This window comes from Paenibacillus stellifer (genome assembly GCF_000758685.1).
GTDB lineage: Bacteria > Bacillota > Bacilli > Paenibacillales > Paenibacillaceae > Paenibacillus_AQ > Paenibacillus_AQ stellifer.
Window position 1 is genome coordinate 2,330,099 of the sequence record NZ_CP009286.1, and the last position, 26,307, is coordinate 2,356,405.

Below are 26,307 nucleotides of genomic sequence, written 5' to 3' on the forward strand. Positions count from 1 at the left end.
AAATGTAAAACATGCAAAAATCATTGAAAGGAACACACTGGCTTTCCTCTTTATTGTTGTGATATAATGTATAGGATATTCTTGAGTAGAGCGTTACAATGAACATTTTGCATTGTTTCGATATATAAGCCGCGAGCGGACTCGGACTTATTGAAGCACCCGATGATTGGGCGGTTAGCCGCCCCCTTAACGCGAAACTATGCAGAGTTTCCGACAAGATTGGACAGTCTATAAACGATTGCCGCTACTTAAGAATACAGACAAGTATGTGGAATGTCCACTATATAGAAGGAGCATGGATAATTTGAAAACATTCGCAGAATTCGACTTGGAACCGAAGGTGTTGCAAGCTATTACAGAGCTTGGATTTGAGGAGGCAACCCCGATTCAATCCCAGTCCATCCCGATCGCTCTCACCGGAAGCGACCTGATTGGACAAGCTCAGACCGGTACAGGCAAGACGGCCGCTTTTGGTATCCCTCTTATCTCTAAAATCGCCCGCGAGGAAGAAAAAATCGTGGCTCTCATTATGACCCCGACCCGTGAGCTGGCTATTCAGGTGGCGGAAGAAATCGGCAAGCTGAGCCGTTTCAAGGGTATCCGTTCCCTGCCGATCTACGGCGGACAAGACATCGGCCGACAAATCCGCGGACTGAAGAAGAAACCGCAGATCATCATCGGTACACCGGGACGTCTACTTGACCACATTAACCGCAAAACGATCCGTCTTGATGACGTGAAGACCGTTGTACTTGACGAAGCGGACGAAATGCTGGATATGGGCTTCATGGAAGACATCCAGTCCATCCTGAAGCTAGTTCCGGAAGAGCGCCAGACGATGCTGTTCTCGGCCACAATGCCGCCGAACATCCAGCGTCTTGCCCAGCAGTTCCTGAAGAATCCGGAGCATGTCTCCGTAATTCCGAAGCAGGTCAGCGCGCCGCTGATCGACCAGGCGTATGTAGAAGTTCCGGAGCGCCAGAAGTTCGAAGCGCTCAGCCGTCTGATCGACATGGAATCGCCTGAACTGGCAATCGTATTCGGACGCACGAAGCGCCGGGTTGACGAGCTGTCCGAAGCTCTGCAGAAGCGCGGCTACTCTGCCGACGGTCTTCATGGCGACCTGTCGCAGAATCAGCGCGACGCCGTTATGCGCAAATTCCGCGACGGCAGCATCGACGTGCTTGTAGCGACTGACGTTGCAGCACGCGGTCTGGACGTGTCCGGCGTAACACATGTTATCAACTTCGACCTGCCGCAGGATCCGGAGAGCTACGTTCACCGGATCGGCCGTACGGGCCGCGCAGGCAAAGAAGGCACCGCCTGGTCGTTCGTGACTCCTCGCGAAATCGACCATCTTCGTCTGATCGAACGGGTAACCCGTCACCGGATTACCCGTAAGCCACTGCCTACGATGGCTGAAGCGATCGAAGGCAAGCAGCGCGTCACAGCCGAGCGTCTGATGGATACGTTGGAGAATGCCGAGCTGAATGAATACAAAGGCATCGCCATCCAGCTGCTGGAGCAGTACGACTCCGTTCAGCTGCTGTCCGCAGCCATGAAGCTGCTGACCGGTGAGAAGAAGGACTCGGAGATCCAACTGACTCCGGAAGAACCGATCCGCGTGAAGCGTCGCGGAGGCAAGCATGATCTGCGCAGCGGCCGCAAGCCGAATGGCGGCTATAGCGGACGCGGCGGATACGGCAGCGGCAGCGGCGGATATCGCGGTGGCAACCGTGAAGGCGGCAACCGTGATAGCGGCAGCCGTGATGGCGGGAACCGCGGCGGATACAGCAGCGGCGGTTACAAGGGCAACCGTGAAGGCGGAAGCCGCGAAGGCTCGAGCTACCGGGGAAGCGGCGACCGCAACAAATTCCAGCGTCCGGAGGGCGGAGAACGCCGCGCGCCGAAGCGTGAGGACTCTTACGATATCTAAAGAACGGGTTCCGCTGCCTTAGCGGAAGCGTTCATTACGAAGCAAAAGACGGTGCGCAATTCAGCGTACCGTCTTTTTTTACTTGGAAACCTTATGTTTGATTAGCTGCGGGAATGGTCCTAGATGAAGAACGTGCGGCTGACAATTACCAGAAGAATGAACAGAACCAAGATCGTGCCGGTCGATGTGAAGCCATAGTATCCAGCGGGTGCTGTCATGAGATTATCCTCCTTCAAAAGCGGATTTATGGGGGTTACGGTTCTAATATATGGCCGGATTACACGGTCTGCCTAGATGGTAGCCTATCCGGCGAAACATGGGCTATGGAAATAGTCCCTTTAAATAAGGTATAGTTAGATTATGCAGTAGTGATCAGACAGGGGGAAGAATTGTGGAGTTTAAAGGAGCTATGGGCGGGCTGTACCGCCTTACGGAATGGATATCCCGAATCGCGTTCAGCAATGTGCTGTGGGTGTTATGTTCATCTCCGTTTATCTTTTTTCTGGTAATGAAATTGATCTTGATGGCCTCCGGCCAAGGGGGGGCGGACGAGCAGATCACGATGAACTGGGCGATTGCCCTGTCGGCGCCGTTTACCGTATTTCCCGCAACCTCGGCTTTGTTCACGGTTGTGCGCAAATGGGTAATGGGCAATACGGATGTCGGCACGTTCAAGACCTTCTTCTCGGGCTATAAAGAGAACTACAAGAAGAGCATGGGTGGAGGCGTCATTTATACGCTGATGTTCGTAGTGATGTACGTCGACGTAACGGTGTACATGAACCGAATGCCCAATTTCAGAATCGTCGGTATTCTGATGCTGGTGCTCATGATCATCATGACGATTTCAATGTTCAATTTCTTCTCGATCGTCGTGCATTACCAGATGGCCTTCAAGCAGGTGATGATCAACTCGATTCTGCTGACAATCGCCCGTCCGATCCGGGTGTTCAGCACACTGATCGGAGCTGTCGTCCTCGCCTTCATCGGGACGAAGTATCCGGCTCTCTTCTTTGTCGGTATTCCGTCTTTGATTGCGTTGTTCGCTTTCTTCAACTTCTACGCGACGTACAACAAGCTGCAGCTGCAGGCTGAAGAGAAGAAGCGGCGGGAAGAGGAAGAAGCAGCGGAAGCGCTTGAAGCAGAAAGCGCGGAAGGGGAGGACGGCGGCGAACCGGAGGATGACACAGAAAAAGCCCGTCCCGACAAGGATGTAGAGGGTGAGGATCGTCCAAGAGTATAATGCAGAAGGTCTAGTGTAAAATAAAGCGCATACAAGGTTTACTTTTTCGTAAAAACGCAATATAATAAGAACAAATCCTGCGATGTTCGTTATTGGCTGCTCGTTGTTTTGAACCAATGATAATGTCTTGGGAGATCTACATGAAGCGCAGCTGAAAGGCCCTGTCTATATGACATGGGGACTTCAAAACCGCAACTGCGATCACCCACCTGCTATTGCAGGTTCAGAAGACAATGCAGTCGGACGGCATAGGCGGGTTTCCTTCCAAACATTACGAAGCGTCCAGTTCTTCAGATCGAAGACTGGGCGCTTCTTTGTGGACGTTATGTCCGATATTGCCGAATCCGCGCGTTGACATCACGTTTTTTGAAGGAATGGAGACGGAATCCCTTTGATTCCGCAGGTAAGAATGTTACACTAACAATAGTGAACTTGGGATATGAGGAGGAAGTAAGTTGTCTCTAAAAAGAACCTTGGTCGGCTTGTTCCGCAGTCATGAAGGAACGAGCGACCGTGCCAAAGAACCTGCACTCAAAACGCGGTATTACAACCTCACCAAAGATAAAGGTTGGGAGGAAGTCTCCTCCACTCTGAAGAAAATTCCTGGCTACAAGGTCCTTCACGAGGTTCAGTCCGTAGGGGAGATTATCCTGGAGAAGAAGACGGCTTTCGGCCGCACGCTCGACATTACCGTATCGGTTCTGAACACCTCTCCGTCGCGATGCGCCGTCGACATCTATTCGGCTTCCCGCGGTTCGCTTGGAGACCTGGGCGCCAATTACAGAGTCATTATGCGGCTCTACGACTCTCTCGACAAGAAACTCGGCAAGCATAAGCTGGATTGAGGAAATACCGACGGCCGGCTGATTCCGGCATTCTTTTGTATGCGCTTCTTTGGAAAAAGTAATCCGTCGTCCGGCTGATGCTCTAAATCCACAACAAAAGCGGAGGAAGGCCTGGCCTTCTTCCGCTTTTAAACATGATTTTTAACATGGACCTGTTAAATGGCTTCTCAGAGGAGAGCTTTCACCGCGTTGATCGCGGCTTCGTAGTTCGGATGCTCGGACATTTCGGCCAAATACTCGACATAGACGATTTTATCGTTCTTGTCCAGCACGAAGATGGACCGCATATCCAGCTTGAATTCCTTGATCAGTACGCCGTAAGCTGTGCCGAACGAATTCTCCTTATAATCGGAGAGCGTGATGACGCGGTCGATGCCGGCCGCTCCGCACCAGCGTGCCTGGGCAAATGGAAGATCGGCGCTTACCGTAAGAATGACTACTTCATCGCCAAGCTCGGCTGCTTCAGTGTTGAACCGCCGGGTCTGCGCATCGCATACGCCGGTGTCCAGGGAAGGGACGACGCTGATCAGCTTTACTTTACCGCTGTAATCCTTCAGCGTGGCATCTTCCAGCAGATTTTTGCTGAGTACAAAATCGGGAGCCTGATCGCCGGGACGGAGCTCCGGTCCCACGAGCGTGATGGGACTTCCTTTAAAAGCGGCAATGCCTGTTCTTTCCTGCGTCACGATAATTCCTCCTCGAAATTGGGAAATTGGATTGTTCCTGCCAAAGTAAATTATAATCATATTGACGAGATCCTGTCCAACTCGGAGGATAAAATTACGGGGAAGACAGATCGGACTAAGAGAAGGGTGACGCCATGATATTCATTCGTTATGAGAACTGGAGAAGCTATCTCAAATATTATCCCGTAACCAGCATCATTCTGCTCATAAATCTGATCATGTTCCTGGTGCTGACCTTTAATGGCGGTTCCACCAACAGTGATACGCTGCTTCGCTACGGCGCCATTGTCAATTTTGGAGTGGAGCGGGGAGAGGCATGGCGATATATCGCGGCTATTTTTCTGCATAACGGTTTCGAGCATCTGCTGTTCAACTGCTTCGCGCTGCTGGTCTTCATTCCTCCGCTGGAGCGCCTGATGGGCTGGTGGCGCTATGCGCTGCTGTACCTGCTCGGAGGCATTGCCGGCAATTTGGCCGCCGCAGGCGTATGGGGTGGTGCGATGAGCGAGCCTACGCTGTCCGTAGGCGCCTCGGGAGCCATTTTTGCCGCCTATGGGGCATATCTGTACATTGCGCTGTTTCAGCGCTCTCTGATGGACGAGAATTCGCGCAAAACGCTATACTCGCTGCTGGTGGTCGGGATCATATCCTCGTTTATCACGCCGAATGTAGGCTGGGAAGCGCATATCGGCGGGCTGATTGCCGGGTTTATACTGTACGGGCTAATCATCAGGCTCTCTTCACCGCGAAGAAGCCGTTAATAAGGCGGGAGAGGGCTGCTGGATATGGCGAAAGGGAGAGGTGTGCGACATGGAGCTTAGACAGCTGCAATATTTTCTGAAGGTTGCTCAAAAAGAACACGTCACCCGGGCTGCGGAGGAGCTGCATGTGGCGCAGTCGGCAGTCAGCCGCCAGATCCACTTGCTTGAGGAGGAGCTTGGCGTAGACTTGTTCATGCAGAAGGGACGAAATCTGTATCTGACTCCGGTGGGACAGCTGTTCTGCAAAAGGGTGGAATCCATCCTGAAGGATCTGGACCGGTCGGTGGCCGAAGTCCATGAATTTCTGGATCCCGAGCGCGGGGAAATCCGGATCGGATTTCCTCATAGTCTGGGGACCCATCTCATTCCTGCGATCGTCTCCGAGTTCCGCAAGCATTACCCCCATGTGAAGTTCCGGTTCAAGCAGGGGACATACCCTTCGTTAATCAAGGATGTGCTGTCAGGCGAGGTCGATCTGGCGTTCACCTCTCCATGCCCGGAGAGCGATGAGCAACTGGTAGGAGATGTGGTGATGACCGAGGAGCTGTTCGCCATCCTGCCCCGAAACCATCCGCTCGCCCAGGAGCAGGTAATTTCCCTGGAGCAGCTGAAAGAAGAGCAGTTCGTGCTGTTCAGTCAGGGCTACTCTCTTCGGCCGATCGTGTGGCAGGCTTGCCAGAAGGCCGGTTTCACGCCGCAGATCGCTTTCGAGGGAGGAGAGACGGATACGATACGCGGACTGGTGGCGGCCGGCATGGGCGTGAGTCTGCTGCCCGAAATGGCGTTGTTCCAGACGGGTTCGCTGCAGCCGGCCCAGGTCAGGGTTATAGAGCCTGCAGTGACCCGTACAATCGGCCTTATCCATCGATCGGACGGCAAGCTGCCATTGGTGGCCCGTTCGTTCAGGGCGTTTCTGTTGACCTACTTCCGCATGAGACAAAACAATACCCCGGTCGGCTCCTAGAGCCTTCCGGGGTATTGTTTGGTTTAAATGTTGTTTCGTCCGGTATGTTAGTCGCGGCTGCTTGTGTAGACGAGAATCAGACGAAGCAGTTCAAGCACGGATACGAGCGCTGCGGCGACATAGGTCAGTGCAGCTGCATTGAGCACCTTGGCAACGCCGCGTTCTTCCTCATTGCGGATAAAGCCCTGCTCTACCATGACCTGGCGCGCCCGGTTGCTGGCGTTGAATTCGACCGGAAGCGTTACAAGCTGGAAGGCAACGGCCGCCGAGAAGAAGATGATACCGAGGCCGATAAGGTTCAGCGAACTGAACAGGAAGCCGGCGATCAGCATGAACGGCGCAACGCCGGAGGCGAAGTTGACTACCGGAAACATCCGGTGGCGCAGCACCAGCATCGGATAATGCACCTTGTGTTGGATGGCGTGGCCGACCTCGTGGCAGGCGACGGAAACAGCCGAGATGGAGCGTTCGTAATAGACCGGCTCCGAAAGGCGGACAACACGATGAATCGGGTCATAGTGGTCAGTGAGCGTGCCACGTACCGGTTCGATCGGAATGTCGCTGAGTCCATTGACGTCCAGCATTCTTCTGGCGGCTTCATAGCCGGTCAGTCCGTTCTGGTTGGGCACCTGAGACCATCGGTTGAAAGATCCTTTGACTCTAAACTGCGCCCATAGTGAAAAAATAAAGGCGACAATAATTAATAGATACATAAATCCCATCATTCGTATATTCCTCCACTTTGTGTAGTTACATCGAAGGACCCTGCGTCATCATAATCCGGATGGCTTCAATGCAGGCAAGTCCCTGCGGGACGAGATGAGCTAGCGCCCGTCTGGCCTGGTTCGGCTTAAGCTGGCTTAGCGCCGGCTCGAGCTCCTTGAGTTCTCGCTGAAGCTTCTGCATGTGTACCTCCAGCTCAGCAAGCTTGCCGGAGACTGCTGCTTCTGCGGTGGCTGCCTTCCATTTGCCGATCAGTGACCGGATTTCCTCCAATGAGTATTTGTCCTGCTTCCATTCATTAATACGTTCCAATAGGACTACGGTTTCATGGCTGTACAGTCTATAGTTCTTCTCGCTGCGCGTTTGCGGATCGATAAGTCCCAGTTTGGTGTAATAATCGATGGTTCGTTCGCTCAAGCCCGCGGCCTTCGCTAACTCGCCGATCCGGTAAAGCTTCGTATCCCCATAGTGTTCACCTCAGTTCATGAAAGTACCCCTAGCCAGTCTAGCGGGGCAGGAAAGGGAATATATTCATTTATAATGATATCAAACGCAAAACCATACAGTCAAACGTTACACTTTGGACTAACTTATGCTGTACGGAATGGAATATTGCCATTTGGTAGCCGTGAAAACGGCAGGAAAATTAATTTCCCGATTCGTGAAAAATTGTCTTGTCAACATTGCTGACTATTGCTTATAATGACATTAAGAGTTTCACGCTTTGTTAGAATATATTACATAGGGGAGTGGGGATTCATGAAAAGAAAATGGCTTTGTTTTGTGTTAGCGATGCTGACATTAATGATTTATCCGGTCAGCGCATTCGCGGCCGATGCTCCTGCGCCGGCAGACCTACAGATCGGTCTGGACACGGCATTTACATTCTTGGCGTTCATTCTGGTATTCTTTATGCAAGCAGGTTTTGCCCTTCTTGAGGCCGGTTCGGTCCGCATGAAGAATGCTGGTCACGTAGCCGGCAAGACGGTTCTGACGCTGGCGATTGCAAGCTTGTGCTTCTGGGCAATCGGCTTCGCATTCGGCTTCGGTGACGGCAACAATATTATTGGTACTACCGGCTTCTTCTACGGCGGTGATTCAGCAGCATCTCATTATGCGAACGCATTGGGCTTCTCCGACGTAACGATGAATGTGAAATTCCTGTTCCAGATGGCGTTCGCGGCAGTTTCCCTTGCCATCGTCTCCGGCGGTATGGCTGAACGCGCGAAGCTGAGTGTATACATTATCTTTGGTATCCTGTTCTCGGTAATCATTTATCCGGTTGTTGCTCACTGGGTATGGGGCGGCGGCTGGCTGGCAACAAAAGGTATGCAGGACTATGCAGGTTCCACTGTCGTCCATCTGACAGGTGCTACAGCGGCGGTAGTCGCTACGATCCTGTTGAAACCGCGCCTTGGCAAGTTCAACAAAGAAGGCAAGCCGGTTATCATTCCGGGTCATAACCAAGTATTGACGGTTCTTGGTGTAATCATTCTCTGGTTTGGCTGGTTCGGCTTCAACCCCGGCAGCGCATTGTCCCCTATGGGCGGTTTCTTCGGCCACGTTGCTCTGACAACGAATATCGCGGCTGCGGCCGGCGGTCTTGCAGCACTTGTCGCTTCCTGGCTGTACTTCGGCAAATCTGACATTCCGGCTATGCTGAATGGCGTACTCGCCGCTCTGGTTGCCATTACCGGCGCCTGCGCATTCGTTCAACCTTGGGCTGCCATCATCATCGGTCTGATCGCCGGTGCATTCACTTTCATGACGGCACAATGGCTGGAACGTGCTGGACTTGACGATCCGATCTATGCTTTCTCCGTTCACGGCATTGCTGGTATGTGGGGTGCAGTATCCACTGGTCTGTTCGCAGATCCTGATCTTATCGAAGCTAACGCTCTGGTTGGTAAAGCTGGTCTGTTCTATGGCGGCGGCCTTCACCAGTTGGGTGTGCAAGTTCTCGGTGTTGTCGGTACCTTCGTATTCGTTGCCGTCATGTCCTTCATCTGCCTGTACATCATCAAGCTGGTTATCGGCCTGCGTGTAACGGAAGAAGAAGAACTGATGGGTCTGGACATCAGCGAACACGGTACTTACGGATATCCTGAGCAAATGAAGCTGATCACGGATTCCGAGAAAAAGTAAAAACTCTAACTTGCTTAACATAGGAGGGCGGACCGAGTGACACCGATGGAAATCGACGATTGGGACTATGATGCAGCATATCAGTCCATCGCAGCCTCCGGTTCGCCGCAGGAGCTAAAGACAAGGCGGATTGCCTGTCAGAAGGCTCTCCTGAATCAACTTCATGTTATCCCGATCGAGGAATGGATGGTCCATGTCAACACAATGCATGACGCCGTTGCAAGACGAGCGGTGACCTTATCCGAGGCGCAGATGATTGAGGCGGGCTATGGCCCGCCTCCCTGCGCTTATTCCTTTATCGTATTCGGCAGCGCCGGGCGGGAGGAATCAACGCTTTGGAGCGATCAGGATAACGGGCTGATTATCGAGGGGGAACCGGAAGAAGCCAAGAAGCTTTATTTTGAGGAATTCGGATCTGTGCTGTCCGCTATGCTGGAACAAGCCGGATACGAGAAATGCGAAGGAAAAGTCATGTGCTCCGAAACGCTGTGGTGCAAGACGCTCCAGGAGTGGAAGGAGCAGCTAGCATCATGGAGTTCTACGCTTGAGTGGGAGCCGATCCGGTATTTAATCATATCGTCCGATATGCGTCATATTGCCGGTGACCAGGAGCTGTCGAAGTCCTGGCTTGATTATTTTCATGAAGGGTTTCAAAGTAACGACAAGCTGCTGGCAGCGGTTCTGCGTAATACCGTCAGACATAAGGCTACGCTGAATTTGCTCGGACAGGTGCTTACGGAGCGGTTCGGGGACAATGCAGGCGGTTTTGACGTCAAATACGGTCTGTACATCCCGCTTGTGAATGGAGTCCGGTACTTTTCGTTGCAGAACGGGATACGCGAGACCTCGACGCTGAAGCGGCTGAAATCGTTAAGCGACGAGTATCATCATTTGCCGGAAGGCGTCCATAAAGCGTTTCTGACGGCGCTTAGCATGCGGTCGAGCACTCCGTTCACGGAACAAGACGGGCTGCTGACAGGCAGCGATTATGCATCGGAGAATGAATTGAAGAGCAGGCAGTTGATGTCCGATTTGAGGAAGAGCCTGCTTCTTGTCCGGCGGATTCACCGCATTCTGCAGCGGCAGCTCCGCCTGGCGGAAAGGAGACAGCTATGAAGGAGCCGAACAAAGGCGGCGGATTCTGGAACAGCCTAAGACATGGCGGGATGCCGTCTGCGCTCGCTTCGATGCGTGGCGGCGAGACGGGACAGCAGACTGCCCAGCAGCTTGCGTTCATTCGGTCGCTAATGAGAGAGAAACGCCGTCCCGAAGTTCTGCACACGCCGCTGTCCGAGCTCGAGACGGTTGTGTTTGATCTTGAGACGACAGGCTTCTCCAGCCAGCACGGCGACGAGATTCTGTCGATTGGCGCGATCAAGGTCGTTGGTGAGGAGATTCAGGAAGAGGAATGCTTCTACACACTGGTTAACTGCCAGACGGCCATTCCGGCAAACATCACCGAACTGACCGGGATCACGAATGAAATGTGCGACAAGGCTCCTTCGCTGATTGACGGACTTCATAGTTTCATGTCTTTTGTGGAAAAAAGAGTGCTGATCGCTCACGCCAGCGCTCATGATAAAGCCTTTCTCAACGCTGCACTTTGGAAGACCTCCAAGGTTCAGCTGACCCATCGCGTGCTGGACACGATGATGCTGGCTCGCTGGCTTGAACCGAACCGCAGTAATTACACGCTAGACGAGCTGCTCGCGGTTCACGGAATTCCGATCCACGGCCGGCATCATGCCCTTGAGGATTCCAAGATGACAGCAGAGCTGTGGGTCTCTTATCTGCGTGAGATCGCTAACCGCAAGCAGGTCGAGACGCTTGGCGATCTTTACGCTTACTTGAGCAGAAGCTGAAGCTGCGCTTCAGCGAGACCTAAGCTCAAGGACCCTTGCCCGGTCCGGGTGCGGGTAATTCCGTAACCATTGAGTCGGATAAATTCGCCAGCGGCGGACCCCGGCGCACCAATCAAATAGACCGCGAAATGCTCCTCTAACCCTTGCAGACCGGCGTAATCGGCGGCAGAGGGGAGTGGGGCGGAACGTGGATGGGAGTGAAACAGGCCTACGGGAGGCGGCGTCATGAACAGCGCCGACACCCAGTCAGCCGGATGCGGCACGAATGCATGCAGCGGGTCAGGCGCTACGTTGCGCATGGGCACATAAGTGTCGATGCGCATGCCGCCCGCTGCGGCAGCACCCAGCAGGACGCCGCACGCTTCGTGCGGAAGATTGGATGCCAAGTGCTTCCCCAGCGCTTGATAGACGGAAGGCCTCAGCCTGATGGTCGGAGCTGTTCCCTGGTATGCTGTCATTGTTCACCCCTCTCTCTTCATTGGATTTCGTCTTGGACGAAATCCCTTTTTTTGTTATGGGATAATTCGATGTAAACCGTAGTCCGCGCAAGCTGATTGTATTGTATCATATCTCCGTTATATCCCCGGTATAAAACACGCTTTTCGTAGGGCACAATAGAACCAAATCACTCCACCAGCAAAGGAAACCTGCGATGAAGAGGGCAATCTTTCGAAATACGGCTATTAGCCTGCTAGGGGTTACAGCCATTCTGTACGTAAACAACGGAGGGGGAGCATCGGCACAACCTGCGGACCTGACGATTGCAGCGAACAGCGCTCCGGTATTCGCCGCCGCTTGGGAGGCATCAGATCCTTCGTCTGAAGACAGACCCGAGCCTGGATTCCGGGCACCTTCTTTCAGCACGACTGGGGATGACGGCAGCGTCTACAAGGTAGATGGAGTCCGGGATAAAGCGGTGCTTCTCAATTTCTGGGCGTCCTGGTGCGATCCCTGCAAGGCGGAGGCTCCCGAGCTGAACCGGATTGCAGCATCGCTGGGCGATCGTCTCGATATTTACGGCATCAATGTGACGAGCTATGACAATAAAACCAATGCGCAGCGATTTGCAGATAAGTACAAGCTAACTTTTCCCGTCATGTACGATATGAAAGGGGATATTTTCGAGAAATACAACGGGGCTGTCTTTCCGACAAATGTGCTGATAGGACGGGATGGCGTTGTTAAGGAAGTGATCCTGGGAGGAATCACGGCAGAGCAACTGGAGGATAAGCTGAAGCTGCTTGATCGGTAAATATCCAGCTATAACAAAAGCCGCTTCCATTCGCTGCGAGCGAAGGAGCGGCTTATTGGCGCTGCCGATGAGACGGGGCATAATATTCAACTAGTGATTGACGAGTCCCCGCTGTCCGACATCAAGCAGATCGGTGTTCTCCGGGGAAATCTGGCCCAGCAGCGCATACCGCATACTGTCAACCAGCGCTTCCCAGCTTGCTTCGATGACGTTGGTGGACATGCCGACGGTGCTCCACGTGTCGCTATAGTCCTTGGATTCGATCAGCACGCGAACCTTGGCGGCCGTCTGATCTTTCTCGTCCAGCACACGGACCTTGTAGTCGGAGAGATGCATGTCTTTAAGCTGTGGAAAATGGGCCAGCAGCGCTTTGCGCAGCGCATTGTCTAGCGCGTTGACAGGGCCGTTGCCTTCGCCCGCCGTATACAGCGTCTCGCCGCCAACCTTCAATTTGACGAATGCCTCGGAGACGACCGGTTTGCCCGCTGATTTTTCCACCAGCATTTTGAACGATTCGAACGTGAACAGCTCGTTCATCTCGCCGGTCGCTTCGCGCAGCAGAAGCTCCAGCGAGGCGTCCGCGCCCTCGAACTGGTAGCCCTGATGCTCCAGGTCCTTGATTTTGTCGATCACCTTGCGGGCCTGTTCGCTGCTAGGGTCAAGGTTGAGGCCCATTTCCTGCGCCTTCGAGAGCACGTTGCTCTGTCCGGCCAGCTCCGACACCAGCACACGCTGCTTGTTCCCGACCAGTTCGGGTGCGATGTGCTCATAGGTGCGCGAATCGCGGAGGATTGCCGAGACGTGGATGCCGCCCTTATGCGCGAACGCGGCGCTTCCGACATACGGCTGATTCACCGGCATGTTGACATTGGCGACCTCGCTGACGTAGCGGGCCGTGTTGGTCAGCTGTGGCAGGCTCTCCTCCGGGATGCAGGAATAGCCCATCTTAAGCTGCAGAGTCGGAATGATGGAGCAGAGATTGGCGTTGCCGCAGCGCTCGCCGTAGCCATTGATCGTACCCTGAACCTGACGGGCTCCCGCCTGAATCGCGCTGAGCGCGTTCGCTACGGCCAGCTCGCAGTCGTTGTGGGTATGGATGCCGAAGTGGGCGCCGGGAATCCGCTGCGTCAAGGATGTCACAATATCCTGGATTTCATGAGGCAGTGTGCCGCCGTTCGTATCGCACATAACGAGCCAATCCGCGCCCGCTTCGCGTGCCCGGGCCATAACGGCTGCTGCATACTCGGGATTGTTCTTGTAGCCGTCAAAGAAATGCTCGGCATCAAAAATGACCTCAAGCCCCTTGCTCTTCAAAAAGGCGATGGAATCGCCGATCATGGCCAGGTTCTCTTCCAGCGTAGTTTGCAAGGCGGTATGCACATGGAAATCCCATGATTTCCCGACAAGGGTAGCCGCCGGTACGCCTGCTGCCAGCATGCGCTGAAGATTGTCGTCCTGCTCCGCGAGGGAGTTCTTGCGGCGGGTGCTGCCGAATGCGGTAATCTTGGCGTTCAGCCGGAGATCTTTTACTCTATTGAAAAATTCGATATCTTTCATATTGCTTCCAGGAATGCCACCTTCAATATAGTGCACACCCAGATCGTCGAGTTTTTTGGCGATTTTCAGCTTGTCGTCCGCCGACAGACTGATCCCTTCGCCTTGAGTGCCGTCGCGCAGTGTGGTATCGAAGATGGTGATGGACTTAGACATGTGCGTCCTCCTAAAAGTTTTGATAGCATAAGCTTCTTTGATCGACTTCGCAAAACTGGCTTCGAAAGCTCGGGCTTGGTTTTTGTCGTATGCTGAAACGAGTCCGCTTCGCCAATGCGCAGCGGAAACGTAAAAAATCGGAATGAATTTTTATATTATATCATTTTTACGCGGGAATGTAACAGAGAAGTCACACTTCATGGACAGAATAACGTGAAAATCATGAAAAAGCACAGAAAACACGGCTTAACGTGGATTGATGCTGTTGGGGAGGCTAGCCGATTCGCTCTTTTTTAGATACCGGTAATGTCGTACTCCATCCGTCTTGCAGTGTCTATGGCGGCCTCTTCGCTTATCAAACGACGAATGACATGCAGAGACATGTGGATGCCGGATGAGATGCCCCCGGAAGTAATAAGGCGGCCTTCATCAACATATCGCGTGTTGCTTAACACATTAATGTTTGGAAATTCGGCGGCTAGGCGAGGGATATCCATCCAATGCGTTGTAGCTGATTTGCCGTCGAGCAGTCCGGCTTTGGCTAACAGAAGCGCTCCTGTACAAACGGAAGCAAGCAGATCCACCCTGAAATACTGTTCTTGAATCCATCTGATGACCACTTCATTTTGGATTTCAATCTTCTCTGCGCCATAACCGCCGGGAATGATGAGTATATCAAATGACGGAGCTGTTCCAAAGCTGTAATCAGGCTGGACCGTGAGTCCGTTGCGGGCCTTTATCAGACCTCCGTCCTGTGAAACAGTTTTAACGGTAAAAGCCTTTTCGTTGGTCTGGGGAAATTCGGTTAGGGAGAACACTTCGAAGGGACCTGCAAAATCCAAAACTTCCACTTCATGAAATAAGAAAATCCCCACATTCTTTCTGATAAACATGCTGCAAATCCCTCCTCTTCATTCCTTACCTAATTCAATCTATACGGCTGTAACTCCTGCAAATGTCCGATTTTCATAAAAAGCCCGCAGGTGCAGCAGGCAGCATGCGTTCATCGAATCGGCTGATTCGTAAATCTGCGATGAACGGGACACAGGCAGGAAGCGCTGCTTCTATGTTTCAATATTTCAGACAATTGACCCGGCTTCTCTGCAAGGGGTATGCTGACAGTAAGGAATGATTCTCTGACGTTAGGGATGCTTAAAAAGAATGGTTATTAAATGAAGGAAGTGGGAGAGCGTGAACGAAAGGGTGGACCGGTATTATCCGTCCAGTGGACGGGTCATTCTGCATATCGATATGAACGCCTTCTACTGTTCGGTTCACGAGGCGGAGAATCCGGACGCCTATAAGGGACGGCCGACCGCCGTCGCCGGCAGCGTCGAGCTCCGCAAGGGGATCATTGTAACCTGCTCATATCCGGCCCGGAGACGGGGAATCTCGACAGGGATGCAGGTGCAGCGGGCGCTGCGAATTTGTCCCGAGCTTATTATCATTAAGCCCGACTTCCATTTGTACCGGCGTTATTCCTCGGCCTTCATGGAAATTGCATACAACTACTCGCCGCTTCTGGAAGCTGTGTCCATCGACGAGTGCTACCTCGATATTACCGGGTCCCGGCAGTTCGGAACGCCTCCGGAGATTGCGGAGGAGATCCAGCGGCGAATCCAGGATGAGCTCGGTCTCCCATGCTCAGTCGGGATCGCGCCGAACAAGCTGTTGGCCAAGATGGCTTCGGATCTCAAGAAGCCGAACGGCATTTCGATTCTGCGGCTGCGCGACGTACCGTCGGTGCTGTGGGACAGGCCATGCGGCGAGATGTTCGGCATTGGCGGGAAGACCGCCGAGAAGCTGAAGCGCCTCGGCATTTTAAGTATCGGCCAACTGGCCGCCGCCGACGAGAACATGCTGCGGGAGGTCTTCGGAGTCTTGGGCACATGGCTGAAACGTGCGGCGAACGGCCTCGACGAGGCTCCCGTCAACCCGGAAAGGGAAGCGAACAAATCGATCGGGCATACGACGACCCTTCCCGGCGATATAACCGGTATAGGCGAAGCGCGCCCGGTGCTGCTCTCCCTGAGCGATCAGGTCGCGAGGCGTCTGAGACGTCAGAAGCTGGTTGCTTCAGGGGTCCAGCTGACCGTCCGGACTCCGGAAATGAAGACGATCACAAGATCGAGCCAGCTTGATGTTCCGACCGAGTCGGCGGAGGATGTGTATAAAGCCGCTTGCAGCCTGTTCAGGAAGCATTGGAGCGAGGACCGTCCGGTCCGGCTGCTCGGGGTAACGCTCTACGGCCTCATGCCAAAGGATGAATCCGCGATTCAGCTCGACCTGTTCGAATACGAGCGCCAGCCGAAGAAGGAATTGTTGAACAAGACGATGGACATGCTCCGGAACAAATTCGGCGAAAATGCCGTCCTGACCGCAGGCATGCTGAATGACCCCCATGCGGCTCTACTGCGGAATCACAAAGAGCGCGGAACCTCTCTGCAGAAGGATCGGCTGCGGCTGCCGCAGGGGGATGAAGACTAGGCGCTTGGACGTTTTTGCTAAAAAAGAAACAGGCTTCGATTGAAATTGGCGACTTTTTATATTAATATGACAAGAAGAAACGGACAATCGTTATTTAGATTAAGCCTGCCGTACAGGCGGAGCTTACCGGTTAACAGGAGGCAGACAGTTTATGGCTAAGTACACTTGGGTAGAGAAAGATACTTGCATCGCATGCGGTGCCTGTGGTGCGACAGCACCGGATATTTATGATTACGACGATGAGGGATTGGCCGAGGTTATCTATGAGAGCGACAGCAACCGCGGCGTTACCGAGATCCCGGAAGATCTGCTTGACGATATGCAGGATGCAGCTGATGGCTGCCCGACGGATTCCATCAAGGTGGCGGACGCGCCTTTCAATAAGGAAGGCTAAACCTTTAGACAGATCACACAGTGTAGAAGAACCTCGTTCCGAATTGATGGAGCGGGGTTTCTTTTTGCCTTCCGAAGGCCGATATAAATAGTGAAGCAGCTCTATGCATATCGACGGAGGCCAAGATGAAGAATCTGCAGTATCTCAAAGATTACGTGGAGAAGCACCACGACAATAAAATGGCATGGTACTTGCTGGGCAGAGAATATAAAAGAAGCGGGCAGGAAGGCAAAGCAAATTATTGCTTTAACCGGGCAGGGGGCGTGTACGAGGCCTTCGAGCAGAGCAAAATTCCGGCGGACATGTTCCGGGATTACGAGGAAGGCCTGCTCCGCAGCGCCCGCGAGCGCGCGCTGCGCTCGGCGCGAATCCGCAAGCTGCTGCTGAGCCTCGCGCTGCTGCTGCTGGTGCTTCTGCCCGCCGGCGCTTCGGCGCCGGGCAGAAGCACGGATGCCGTAACCGCCGATGGTTACGGCGGCGGAGGGACGGCCGCGGAGGAGACGCGGCCGGAAGAGCAGGCCGCGCAGCAGGGGGACGCGGCCGCAGATACAGCGGTGAAGGTACTGCGCTTCACCGCCCGGGAGACCGGCGCGGCAGCTGTGCGCCGCAACATTGCCTCAATGCTCGGCGACCTCTCGGCCGATGCTTCTGCCAAGACCGCAGTGCTGGGCATGCAGCGGGATGGCAAGTGGCTGCTCTGGCAGGGAGGACTGCCGGTGGATTATACCGTGGATCAGCAGAAGAACGGCCGGTCCGTGATTCAGTCCTATAACGCCGCCCTCTGCGGCTGTAAGCCGGACGATGCCGGAACGCTGAAGAAGTCCGGGGCAGAATGGCAGCAGCGGCAGGAACAGCTGGCCTCGCTCTGGAGCGCCTTGGCGGCTTATAAGACGGCGAAAGGCAGCTACCCGGAATCGCTGGAGCAGTTAACCGGGGATTTCCCAGGAAATTGGCTGTCCGGGACAACGCCGCTGATGGAGAAAGCCTTCGGCTCATTGAAGGCGCTGGCCCAGAACGGAGAAGGCGGGCTTGCTCAAGGCTCAGCCGGTTCGCCTGATGCGCCGGGCAGCATTCCGTCGACCGCTGAAGGAGGGAAGGAGATCCCGTACCTGTCCGGCCCGCTGACCATCTTCGTCGACAAGCAAAAACACCGCTTGGCGGTAGCCAGCGGCGGGGTAATCCTGCGAAGCTATGAAGTTGGTCTCGGAGGTGGCAATACGCCAGTGGGCGACTTCATCATTTCCATCAAAGTCGTGAATCCCAACGGTCACGATAACGGCGAATTCGGCAGCCGGGGCATGCAGCTGTCCGACACGAATTACGCCATTCACGGAACGAATGAACCGGACAGCATCGGCAAGGACGAATCGCTCGGATGCATCCGTATGAAGCGTGAGGATATCGAGGAATTATTCAACCTGGTCCCCAAAGGAACGCCGGTGCATATCGCCGAAGGGGGGCTTTTGCCTGATACCGAAGTGGTTCCGCTGGAGCCGTTCAAGACGAAACCTGCCAGTGACCAGACCAACCCCCATGAAGAATACCACTGGCTGAATTAGTACCCGTGAGGGCACATAACTGAAGATAAAGCGGTGTTCATCGCGGCGCAAAATGGATGAATCCCGTGCTTCCAGGCGATCGCGCGTATTAGCTGCCGGTAACGAGGAACAGCACAACGAACAGAATAACCAGCAGGGCGATGCTGATGCCGACCCAGATAATCGCCTTGCGGTTGACTTCTTCTTTCTTCTGTTGAATGGTTGGCGGTTTGCGTTTGGCTGACATAGGATTCGACCTTCCTTTTCTATCAGTTCATATAGGTTTTACCCTTTCATTGTAATGCGTTTACATGAAAAATACTATACTCTGCGAGACGCTTCGGCTCATCCTCACAGGCATGGAACTTTTCTTTTCGCCCGGAAAAAGCTAAAATCATTATGAAACCCTATGCCTGAAGGAGCGAGTACGGTGCTGTATCGAAATTTTGCCAAGCCTTTTTTCTTTAAAATGGACCCGGAAGCGGCACACCATCTCGTTATCGGGGGACTGCAAAAGTCAGCCGCCCTGCCGGGCGGGAAAGCATCGCTGCGCATGATGTACGGTGTTCCGGAGAGTCCGGAGCTTGCGGTCGATCTTTTCGGATTACATTTTCATACACCGGTGGGACTTGCAGCCGGACTGGATAAGAACGCCCAGGCGGTTGGAGGCTTCTCCTCGATCGGCTTCGGCTTTATGGAAGTTGGAACGGTAACCCCGAAGGGGCAGCCCGGCAATGAACAGCCGCGTCTCTTCCGTCTTCCAAGCGACGAAGCGCTGATCAACCGGATGGGCTTCAACAACGAGGGCGCCGACTCGATGGCGAATCGGCTCAAGAAAGCAGGGCGCCGCAGCATTCCGGTAGCCGTCAATATCGGCAAGAACAAGACGACCCCCAATGAAGATGCCCACGAGGATTACAGGAAGTGTATCCGTACGCTGTATCCGTACGGTGATTTTTTTGTAGTCAATATCAGTTCGCCGAATACACCGGATCTCCGGAGTCTTCAGCACGGCAGCGAGCTCTCCCGGCTGCTAACCGAGGTTAAGGAAGAGATGGAGATTCAGCGCGGGAAGAGCGGAGCCAAGAAGAGCATTCTGGTCAAGATTGCGCCGGATGTCAGCGCGTCTGAACTTGAATATATGGTGAATACCATCGCTGAAGCGGGAGTTGACGGCATTATCGCCACCAACACGACGATTTCCCGTAACGGTCTGAGTCATGAGCGGGCATCGGAGACCGGAGGCCTTAGCGGCAAGCCGCTCCGGGACCGTTCGACGGAGATCATCTCGGCTATTTACCGCCAAACCAGAGGACAGCTTCCGATTATCGGCTCGGGCGGAATTTTCACTCCGCAGGACGCCTACGACAAAATCAAGGCCGGAGCCAGTCTTGTTGAAATCTATACGGCGCTTATTTACGAAGGTCCCGAGGTGAACCGCCGGCTGCATGCCGGACTGCGCAATCTTCTTCGGCGAGACGGATTCCGGCATATTTCCGAAGCGGTGGGCGCGGATGTTCAGTGACCGCCTTTGAATAGGCCTGGGGTCTATTCCGGCACAAAGAGTTAGGGACAGGAGGATGGACGATGGACGGCAGGGATTGGGCTACGTTTTTGCTTCCTTATGAACAGACAGTGGAAGAATTAAAGGTCAAATTCAAGACGATGCGCTCGGAGCTCAAGAAGCGTGAGGAATATACGCCGATCGAATTCGTAACCGGACGTGTCAAACGGTTGTCCAGCATTCTGGAAAAAGCTAAACGGCTGAATGTCAAGATGGAAGACCTGGAACAGGGGATCGAGGATATTGCAGGCATTCGGATTATGTGCCAGTTCGTGGAGGATATCCGGCGGGTGGCGGAATATATCCGGGCGCGCAAGGATCTGGAAGTGGTCTATGAGAAGGATTATATTACCAATTACAAAGAGAGCGGCTATCGCAGCTTCCATATGATTATCCGGTATCCGGTTCAGACAGCGCTCGGGCAGAAGATCGTGCTCGCCGAAATTCAAATCCGGACGCTCGCCATGAATTTCTGGGCAACCATCGAGCATTCTCTGAATTATAAATACCGGGAGAGTCTGCCTGATGAAATCAGGCTCCGTCTGAAGACGGCGGCGGAGGCTGCTTCCATCCTGGATTCCGAAATGTCCAGCATCCGGGAGGAAATTCTGGATGCCCAGCGGACGTTCGAGGATAATTCCAATACGACGACGCAGGTGCTGCAGGCGATCCATCAGCTGTATTTTTATCACCTGGTCAACGAAGCGATCCGCTGCCAGGAGGAATTCAACGTCATCTGGCAGCGTCAGGATATGGTGGCGATGAAGGTGCTTCTGGAGCGTGTTCGAGGCATGATATCACGGGCGAAGAAAGGCGAGAACACAGATGGCGTATGATCCGCTGTATGTGGCCTATCTCGTCTACTTCAACCGGGACCGCGATTACTTCGAGTGCCATGAAGTGCTGGAGGAGCTGTGGCTGGCCACGGAACGGAATCCTTTGTACAAGGGGCTTCTCCAGGTAGCAGTAGGATTGTATCATTTCCGGGACGGTAATATTCGGGGCGCGATGCTGATGCTGGAGAGTGCCGAAGCAAGACTGCGGGAGTACCCCTCCGTGACGCTGGGCATCAAGCTGGAGGCGCTGCTCCAGGAGGTCAGGGCGTATATCGGGAAGCTGAGGGACTTCACCGTGGAACCTTTCGACTATTATGATCTGACCATTCGGATTGTGGATGAAGACTTAAGAGCGGCGGTCATTTCCGCCGGAGCTGAGCTTAAGCCCAATCTTCCGCAGCGGCGGGGGCCGCGCCGGACGCCTTCCGTACCGGCAGTGGAGCGGCGATAAGCGCGATTATTCATATCCTACGGCTAAGGAACACCCGGATTCGGGTGTTCCTTAAGCTATTCAAAAGATTCAAACCGTTAATGCTTATTTACATTAACAACATAACCGGGAGGCGGCTAAATGGCGGCACAACTTCCCCGCTCCTTCACCGAACGGATGAAGGAACTGCTGGGACCGGAATACGAAGATTTCGCGGAGACTTACAACGAGGCTCCCCATACAGGTATCCGGGTTAATACTTTGAAAATATCGGCTACAGTCCTGCCAGGGCTGCTGCCGTTTCCGGTGGAGCCCATTCCCTGGTGCGGGACAGGCTTCTATACGGAGGAAGGAGCCAGACCCGGCAAGCATCCGTATTACCATGCCGGGCTGTACTATATTCAAGAGCCCAGCGCCATGTCTCCGGTCGAACTGCTCGGCGTCACCCCCGGCGACCATGTACTCGATCTATGCGCCGCGCCGGGAGGCAAGTCGACGCAAATAGCGGCCAAGCTGCAGGGCAAGGGCCTTCTGGTCAGCAATGATCTGAATGCGGAGCGCACGAAGGCTTTGGCCAAAAATCTGGAGCTTGCCGGAGTGCGGAACGCGATTGTGCTCAATGAAAGCCCCGAGCGGATTGCGGCGGCTTTCCGACACGGATTTGACCGCATTCTGATCGATGCTCCTTGTTCGGGTGAAGGCATGTTCCGCAAGGACGAGGACATGGTGCGCCAGTGGAACGAGCAGTCTCCGCGCAAATATGCGGACATGCAGCGGGAGATTCTGGCTGCTGCAGCTCTCGCGCTGAAGCCAGGTGGAACGATTGTCTATTCCACCTGCACCTTCTCGCCGGAGGAGAATGAAGGCGGGATATTCGAATTCCTGTCGGCCCATCGGGAGTTTGAGGTCGTTCCCGTGGGCGGAACCGGATCTTTCTCGCCCGGATTTGATCCTGTCCCGGGCGCGGCCCGGCTGTGGCCCCATAAAGTGAAGGGCGAGGGCCACTTTATCGCCGTGCTGAAGCATGGCGGCACGGCGGAAGGCGCGAACGCCGTCGCCTCAGCTAGCGCGGCGGACGGGGAGAGCGCGGCCAGCCGGCGCGGCCGCGCATTGGCGTCTGCGCCGCCCCGCTCGGGCGGCGGACGCGGTAGGGACACCGGCGGCTCCGGCCCGGCCCGCCGGGACAAGACTCCGGCAGGGCGCGGCGCTGCCGGCCGGTCCTCCTCCGGGCACGGGGATGCCCGGAGAAGCGGAGCTGCGGCAGGCGGAGACGGCCTGGCCGCCTATGGCGCTTTTCTCCGGGACCAGCTCGCCCGGGAGCCGGAGGGCTTCCCCGTCTGGTTCGGGGAGCATCTGTATCTGTCCCCGCTGCCGGGGGAGGCGCTGAACGGACTCAAGACCGTTCGTCCCGGCTGGTATATGGGACAGAACCGGTCGGGCCGTTTTGTGCCGGGTCATCCGCTGGCAACAGCGCTGACTCCGGAGGAATGCCTGCGAAGTCTGCAGCTGGATGGGGACGGACCCGAAGCGGTCTCGTATCTGAAGGGTGAGACGCTGTCGGTCCCGGCAGAACGGCTGAATGTGGCGCCAGGAGCTTCGCCCAAAGGCTATGTGCTTGTCTGTGTCGACGGATACAGCCTTGGCTGGGGCAAATGGCAGGACGGGATGCTCAAGAACGAATATCCCGCAGGATGGAGGTGGACATAGATGGCAGCTAAGAAAGACAAGGGCGGCAATAATGGCACACAGAGACTGGACAAGGTGCTGGGAAACCTCGGCTACGGAAGCCGCACCGAGCTTCGCAAACAGGCGAAGATGGGACTGATTACGGTGAACGGCGAGATCGTCAAAGACAGCGGGGCGCATGTCGATCCTTACCAGGATGTGATCGAGATTGCCGGAGAGCGGGTCTTTTACCGCAAGCATATTTATTTGATGATGAACAAGCCGCCCGGCGTCCTGTCAGCGACAGAGGACCGCCGGGACCGGACGGTGCTGGACCTGCTGGACGAAAAAGATGCGGCGTTTGAGCCGTTTCCCGTAGGCCGTCTGGATAAGGATACGGTCGGGCTTTTGCTGCTGACGAATGACGGGGCGCTTGCTCATGAACTGCTGTCTCCACGCAAGCATGTGCCGAAGACCTATCTGGCGACGGTTGAGGGCGAGGTCGGACAGAGCGATGTGGAAGCTTTTGCCCATGGGGTGGAACTGGACGATGGTTATATGACACTTCCGGCCAAGCTGACCGTTCTGAGCCGGGAGCGCCGGAATGTTGTCATTTCGCACATCTCCCTGACGATTACCGAAGGGAAGTTCCATCAGGTCAAGCGGATGTTCCAGGCAGTCGGCAAAAAAGTCGTCTTTTTAAAACGGATATCTATGGGCGATTTGTCTCTGGACGAGAGTCTGCCCGAAGGGAAGTACCGGGAGCTGACGGAGGCGGAGCTGAAGCTGCTGGGCGCTAGCCTATAACAAATGACGCCGCAGACCGGGACACATCGGGTTATAATGAGCGGACATGAGAGAAGATACAAGGATGGTGGAGCATGAAATACAAACTGATTGCGCTGGATGTTGACGGAACGCTGTTGAATGACGACCATCTGCTGAGCGAGGAGAATAAAGAGACCGTGGCGGAGGTAATCCGGCAGGGAGCACGGATCGTGCTGTGCACGGGCAGAAACCCGAAGAACGTAATCCCGATCATGAAGGAACTGGGACTTTCCGGTTATGTCATTGCCGACAACGGAGCCGTTCTGCTGCAGAGCGACGATTTGACGGTTCTTCATCAATACGGGCTGGACGGGCGCGGGCTTGACCCTTACATCGCCTATTGCCGGGAACATGGCATGCACTTTGACGTGAACACGGCTTTCGATCTTTACGTGGACAATGTGGAGTATTTGGCGAAGGAAGCGCTGTATATGTATGAACGGCTCGATCTGGAGCCAGCATCTCTGCCGGCCTGGGAGGAATTCCGGGAGCCAATTGTCAAATTCACCGTCTTCTCCACAATCGAGCAGATTACGGAAGCCGAGCGGGAGTGGGGCACATGGGGTCCGGCGTTCAGCATACAGCGCAGCGGGGATTTCTTCATCGATTTCATGCATCCCGAGGCATCCAAGGGCAACGCTGTCAAAATGCTGGCTGAGCGTCTCGACATCAAGCGCGAGGAAGTGCTGGCGGTCGGCAACTACTATAACGATATTTCAATGCTGACGTTCGCCGGTCTGGGCGTGGCGATGGACAATTCCCCGCTCGAGGTCAAGGCTGCTGCCGCCGTCGTCACCGGGACGAACAATGAGCATGGCGTATCGGCTGCGCTGAAGAAGTACTGCCTGTCTTAAGAAGGAAGAGTGTCAAGGCCAGGCCAACGGCGGATCATATCTATAAAAAATACAGCGGCAGACCTGAGACAGAAGCTTGTCCATGGCTGCCGCTGTTGCTTGTCTTTAAGGGAAATTAAGACTGCGTCAGGGCTGGCGCAGCCCCTTCGGATAATGATTCTTAAGCTGGCCGCCGCTCGCCTTGCCCCAGCCGAGTGGCAGGCCGTCCACGGTTACGAGCGTCCAGCCCTGCAGGTCCGGCGGCACATTCAGGCTCTCGCCGCGCAGCCATGCGGCAGCTTCGGGTCCGTCCGAAGCAAGGTTCAGGGCGCGTCCGGCCTGATCAGGTCGGAGCGCCATCGCCAGCGCATGAGCCGGCTCGATCCGGTTCTTCTTCAAATGGGCGAGATGCAGACCGGCCCTCGGAACACGCAGGCCATTCAATACGTCCGGCGAGAAGGAAGTGCCGAATTCGGGCGGCAGCAGGTAGAGAGAGTCACCGAACAGGACCGGTTGTCCCTGAACCGGGAAGCCGGGTAGCTCGGCCTCAGCCCATTCCCGGAACTGGCGGAGCGCCGACTGGGCGGCGGCTGCTCCGGTGGCGGAACCTCTGCCGGGACGGTTCTCCCGTCTGCCGGACCGCTTGCGTGCAGCGGAAGGCTCCGCCTCTTCGGAGCCTGCTGCTTCCTTCCGGAGAAGCGCGACAAAATGCCCTTCACCTTTCTCGTGATGCGGCCACAGACGCTTCGTCTCCAGCAGTTGCATTCCGGGATATCGGGCGGTCACTCTGGCGATCAGCTCCTCGTTCTCCTGCCGGTTGAAGGTGCAGGTGGAATAGGCCATGATGCCGCCGGGCTTCAGCATGGCATAGGCATCCTGGATAATATCCCACTGTCTCGCGGCGCACATCTCCACATGCTCCGGCGACCATTCGGAGATGGCGTCCGGGTCCTTGCGGAACATCCCTTCTCCCGAGCAGGGGGCGTCCAGCATAATCCGGTCGAAGGCTTCCGGGAACCGGGCAACAAGCTCGTCCGGAGCGGCGCTCGTGACAAGAACGTTCGGAACGCCGAGCCGCTCTGCGTTCTCCGACAAAATTCTGGCACGCTCCGGATGGATTTCATTGGAGACGAGCAGTCCCTGGCCCTGCATGAGAGAGGCGATATGCGTGGTTTTGCCTCCCGGCGCGGCGGCCAGATCCAGTACCGTCTCGCCAGGCTGCGGGTTCAGCATTACGGCGGCGGACATCGCCGACGGCTCCTGGATATAGTACAGACCGGCCGCATGATACGGATGGCGCCCCGGTCTTGCGGGTTCTTCATAGTAATAACCGCCGGGACACCAGGGCACGGGAGAGAGGCTGAAAATCTTGCTGGCTCTATATGCAGCCGAGATGCCTTGTTCGGTGCGGGTCTTTAAACCGTTTATTCTCAGTCCCTGGGTGCGGGGCTCTTTATAGGTGGCCAAAAAAGCGCCGGTTTCGCTTCCCAGTTGGGTTTCAATCATCTCTGTATAGGCGCCGGGAAGGCCTGCTGTTGTCATTGCATGATCTCCTTTGAACAATGGGTAGGGTTTTGTGTGTTGCCGTTTGGATGAGATGCCGAT

27 protein-coding genes and 1 other RNA gene are annotated in these 26,307 nt (G+C 54.9%); 19 read left to right on the forward strand and 9 right to left on the reverse strand.

Features of this window, described 5'->3' with window-relative positions; all coding sequences use genetic code 11:
- Positions 1–304 precede the first annotated feature (304 nt).
- Positions 305–1,936, forward strand: coding sequence for a degradosome RNA helicase CshA (gene cshA, locus PSTEL_RS10515; protein ID WP_038695149.1), 1,632 nt, complete (start codon positions 305–307; stop codon positions 1,934–1,936).
- A 119-nt stretch (positions 1,937–2,055) separates the two neighbouring features.
- On the opposite strand, the gene PSTEL_RS10520 is transcribed toward cshA, so the two are convergent.
- Positions 2,056–2,154, reverse strand: coding sequence for a hypothetical protein (locus tag PSTEL_RS10520; RefSeq protein WP_038695151.1), 99 nt, complete (start codon positions 2,152–2,154; stop codon positions 2,056–2,058).
- Between the two features lie 173 nt (positions 2,155–2,327).
- On the opposite strand from PSTEL_RS10520, the gene PSTEL_RS10525 reads away from it, so the two are divergent.
- The 3 genes from PSTEL_RS10525 (at position 2,328) to PSTEL_RS10530 (ending at position 4,024) form a co-directional block, all read left to right on the forward strand.
- Complete coding sequence (locus PSTEL_RS10525; protein ID WP_052098352.1) at positions 2,328–3,179, forward strand: YesL family protein; 852 nt, start codon at positions 2,328–2,330, stop codon at positions 3,177–3,179.
- A 71-nt stretch (positions 3,180–3,250) separates the two neighbouring features.
- A non-coding RNA gene (gene ssrS, locus PSTEL_RS26915) (6S RNA) lies at positions 3,251–3,442 on the forward strand.
- Positions 3,443–3,634: 192 nt separating this feature from the next.
- Positions 3,635–4,024 carry a DUF1499 domain-containing protein gene (locus PSTEL_RS10530; RefSeq protein WP_038695153.1) on the forward strand — a complete coding sequence of 130 codons (390 nt, stop codon included), beginning with the start codon at positions 3,635–3,637 and terminating at the stop codon, positions 4,022–4,024.
- 167 nt (positions 4,025–4,191) lie between these two features.
- On the opposite strand, the gene tpx is transcribed toward PSTEL_RS10530, so the two are convergent.
- On the reverse strand, positions 4,192–4,710 hold the full coding sequence (gene tpx / locus PSTEL_RS10535; protein ID WP_038695155.1) for a thiol peroxidase: 519 nt from the start codon (positions 4,708–4,710) through the stop codon (positions 4,192–4,194).
- 134 nt (positions 4,711–4,844) lie between these two features.
- Between tpx and PSTEL_RS10540 the strand changes: the two genes are divergently transcribed.
- Both PSTEL_RS10540 and gltC read left to right on the forward strand, forming a co-directional pair.
- Complete coding sequence (locus PSTEL_RS10540; RefSeq protein WP_038695157.1) at positions 4,845–5,471, forward strand: rhomboid family intramembrane serine protease; 627 nt, start codon at positions 4,845–4,847, stop codon at positions 5,469–5,471.
- 49 nt (positions 5,472–5,520) lie between these two features.
- Entirely contained in the window at positions 5,521–6,435 is a 915-nt protein-coding gene (gene gltC, locus PSTEL_RS10545; protein ID WP_038695159.1) for a glutamate biosynthesis transcriptional regulator GltC, read from the forward strand.
- Between the two features lie 47 nt (positions 6,436–6,482).
- Here the strand turns inward: gltC and PSTEL_RS10550 are convergent, their stop codons facing one another.
- Together PSTEL_RS10550 and PSTEL_RS10555 are read right to left on the reverse strand one after the other, a co-directional pair.
- Entirely contained in the window at positions 6,483–7,160 is a 678-nt protein-coding gene (locus PSTEL_RS10550) for a zinc metallopeptidase (RefSeq protein ID WP_038695161.1), read from the reverse strand.
- A gap of 25 nt (positions 7,161–7,185) precedes the next feature.
- A complete protein-coding gene (locus PSTEL_RS10555) occupies positions 7,186–7,602 on the reverse strand; it encodes a helix-turn-helix domain-containing protein (protein WP_038695163.1) in 417 nt (138 codons plus the stop codon).
- A 315-nt stretch (positions 7,603–7,917) separates the two neighbouring features.
- On the opposite strand from PSTEL_RS10555, the gene PSTEL_RS10560 reads away from it, so the two are divergent.
- Genes PSTEL_RS10560 through PSTEL_RS10570 form a run of 3 tightly spaced genes read left to right on the forward strand, consistent with a single transcriptional unit; the run spans position 7,918 to position 11,165 of the window.
- Entirely contained in the window at positions 7,918–9,303 is a 1,386-nt protein-coding gene (locus PSTEL_RS10560) for an ammonium transporter (RefSeq protein WP_038695165.1), read from the forward strand.
- 45 nt (positions 9,304–9,348) lie between these two features.
- Positions 9,349–10,419 (forward strand): DUF294 nucleotidyltransferase-like domain-containing protein, encoded by a 1,071-nt coding sequence (locus tag PSTEL_RS10565; RefSeq protein WP_038700623.1) that lies wholly within the window; start codon positions 9,349–9,351, stop codon positions 10,417–10,419.
- A complete protein-coding gene (locus PSTEL_RS10570; RefSeq protein WP_038695167.1) occupies positions 10,416–11,165 on the forward strand; it encodes an exonuclease domain-containing protein in 750 nt (249 codons plus the stop codon). Before PSTEL_RS10565 ends, PSTEL_RS10570 begins: the two co-directional genes overlap by 4 nt.
- Here PSTEL_RS10570 and PSTEL_RS26200 read toward each other — a convergent pair.
- The gene (locus PSTEL_RS26200; RefSeq protein WP_052098353.1) at positions 11,147–11,623 is read right to left on the reverse strand and encodes a M67 family metallopeptidase; all 477 of its coding nucleotides are present in this window, start codon (positions 11,621–11,623) and stop codon (positions 11,147–11,149) included. The genes PSTEL_RS10570 and PSTEL_RS26200 overlap by 19 nt on opposite strands.
- Positions 11,624–11,817: 194 nt before the next feature.
- On the opposite strand from PSTEL_RS26200, the gene PSTEL_RS10580 reads away from it, so the two are divergent.
- A complete protein-coding gene (locus PSTEL_RS10580) occupies positions 11,818–12,417 on the forward strand; it encodes a TlpA family protein disulfide reductase (protein WP_245625125.1) in 600 nt (199 codons plus the stop codon).
- A 90-nt stretch (positions 12,418–12,507) separates the two neighbouring features.
- On the opposite strand, the gene cimA is transcribed toward PSTEL_RS10580, so the two are convergent.
- Positions 12,508–14,127, reverse strand: coding sequence for a citramalate synthase (gene cimA / locus PSTEL_RS10585; RefSeq protein ID WP_038695169.1), 1,620 nt, complete (start codon positions 14,125–14,127; stop codon positions 12,508–12,510).
- A gap of 293 nt (positions 14,128–14,420) precedes the next feature.
- Entirely contained in the window at positions 14,421–15,020 is a 600-nt protein-coding gene (locus PSTEL_RS10590; RefSeq protein ID WP_218917580.1) for a DJ-1/PfpI family protein, read from the reverse strand.
- A gap of 298 nt (positions 15,021–15,318) precedes the next feature.
- On the opposite strand from PSTEL_RS10590, the gene PSTEL_RS10595 reads away from it, so the two are divergent.
- The 3 genes from PSTEL_RS10595 to PSTEL_RS10605 all read left to right on the forward strand — a co-directional run bounded on the left by PSTEL_RS10595 (position 15,319) and on the right by PSTEL_RS10605 (position 18,567).
- Positions 15,319–16,614, forward strand: a complete 1,296-nt coding sequence (locus PSTEL_RS10595) for a DNA polymerase IV (RefSeq protein WP_038695171.1) — start codon at positions 15,319–15,321, stop codon at positions 16,612–16,614.
- A gap of 151 nt (positions 16,615–16,765) precedes the next feature.
- Complete coding sequence (locus tag PSTEL_RS10600) at positions 16,766–17,008, forward strand: ferredoxin (RefSeq protein ID WP_038695173.1); 243 nt, start codon at positions 16,766–16,768, stop codon at positions 17,006–17,008.
- A gap of 125 nt (positions 17,009–17,133) precedes the next feature.
- Positions 17,134–18,567 carry a L,D-transpeptidase gene (locus tag PSTEL_RS10605; protein WP_038695175.1) on the forward strand — a complete coding sequence of 478 codons (1,434 nt, stop codon included), beginning with the start codon at positions 17,134–17,136 and terminating at the stop codon, positions 18,565–18,567.
- Positions 18,568–18,655: 88 nt separating this feature from the next.
- Here the strand turns inward: PSTEL_RS10605 and PSTEL_RS27920 are convergent, their stop codons facing one another.
- A complete protein-coding gene (locus PSTEL_RS27920) occupies positions 18,656–18,793 on the reverse strand; it encodes a hypothetical protein (protein ID WP_169744566.1) in 138 nt (45 codons plus the stop codon).
- Positions 18,794–18,976: 183 nt separating this feature from the next.
- Here PSTEL_RS27920 and PSTEL_RS10610 point away from each other — a divergent pair, with 183 nt between their 5' ends.
- From PSTEL_RS10610 to PSTEL_RS10635, 6 genes are all read left to right on the forward strand, one after another.
- Positions 18,977–20,071, forward strand: a complete 1,095-nt coding sequence (locus tag PSTEL_RS10610) for a quinone-dependent dihydroorotate dehydrogenase (RefSeq protein ID WP_038695177.1) — start codon at positions 18,977–18,979, stop codon at positions 20,069–20,071.
- A 62-nt stretch (positions 20,072–20,133) separates the two neighbouring features.
- The gene (yjbM, locus tag PSTEL_RS10615) at positions 20,134–20,946 is read left to right on the forward strand and encodes a GTP diphosphokinase (RefSeq protein ID WP_038695179.1); all 813 of its coding nucleotides are present in this window, start codon (positions 20,134–20,136) and stop codon (positions 20,944–20,946) included.
- Complete coding sequence (locus PSTEL_RS10620; protein WP_038695181.1) at positions 20,936–21,397, forward strand: DUF309 domain-containing protein; 462 nt, start codon at positions 20,936–20,938, stop codon at positions 21,395–21,397. Before yjbM ends, PSTEL_RS10620 begins: the two co-directional genes overlap by 11 nt.
- Positions 21,398–21,517: 120 nt before the next feature.
- Positions 21,518–23,083, forward strand: coding sequence for an RsmB/NOP family class I SAM-dependent RNA methyltransferase (locus PSTEL_RS10625; RefSeq protein ID WP_038695182.1), 1,566 nt, complete (start codon positions 21,518–21,520; stop codon positions 23,081–23,083).
- A complete protein-coding gene (locus PSTEL_RS10630; RefSeq protein ID WP_052098354.1) occupies positions 23,084–23,848 on the forward strand; it encodes a pseudouridine synthase in 765 nt (254 codons plus the stop codon).
- Between the two features lie 74 nt (positions 23,849–23,922).
- Complete coding sequence (locus tag PSTEL_RS10635; RefSeq protein ID WP_038695185.1) at positions 23,923–24,723, forward strand: Cof-type HAD-IIB family hydrolase; 801 nt, start codon at positions 23,923–23,925, stop codon at positions 24,721–24,723.
- A gap of 126 nt (positions 24,724–24,849) precedes the next feature.
- On the opposite strand, the gene PSTEL_RS10640 is transcribed toward PSTEL_RS10635, so the two are convergent.
- A complete protein-coding gene (locus tag PSTEL_RS10640) occupies positions 24,850–26,244 on the reverse strand; it encodes an RsmB/NOP family class I SAM-dependent RNA methyltransferase (RefSeq protein WP_038695186.1) in 1,395 nt (464 codons plus the stop codon).
- Positions 26,245–26,307 lie beyond the last annotated feature (63 nt).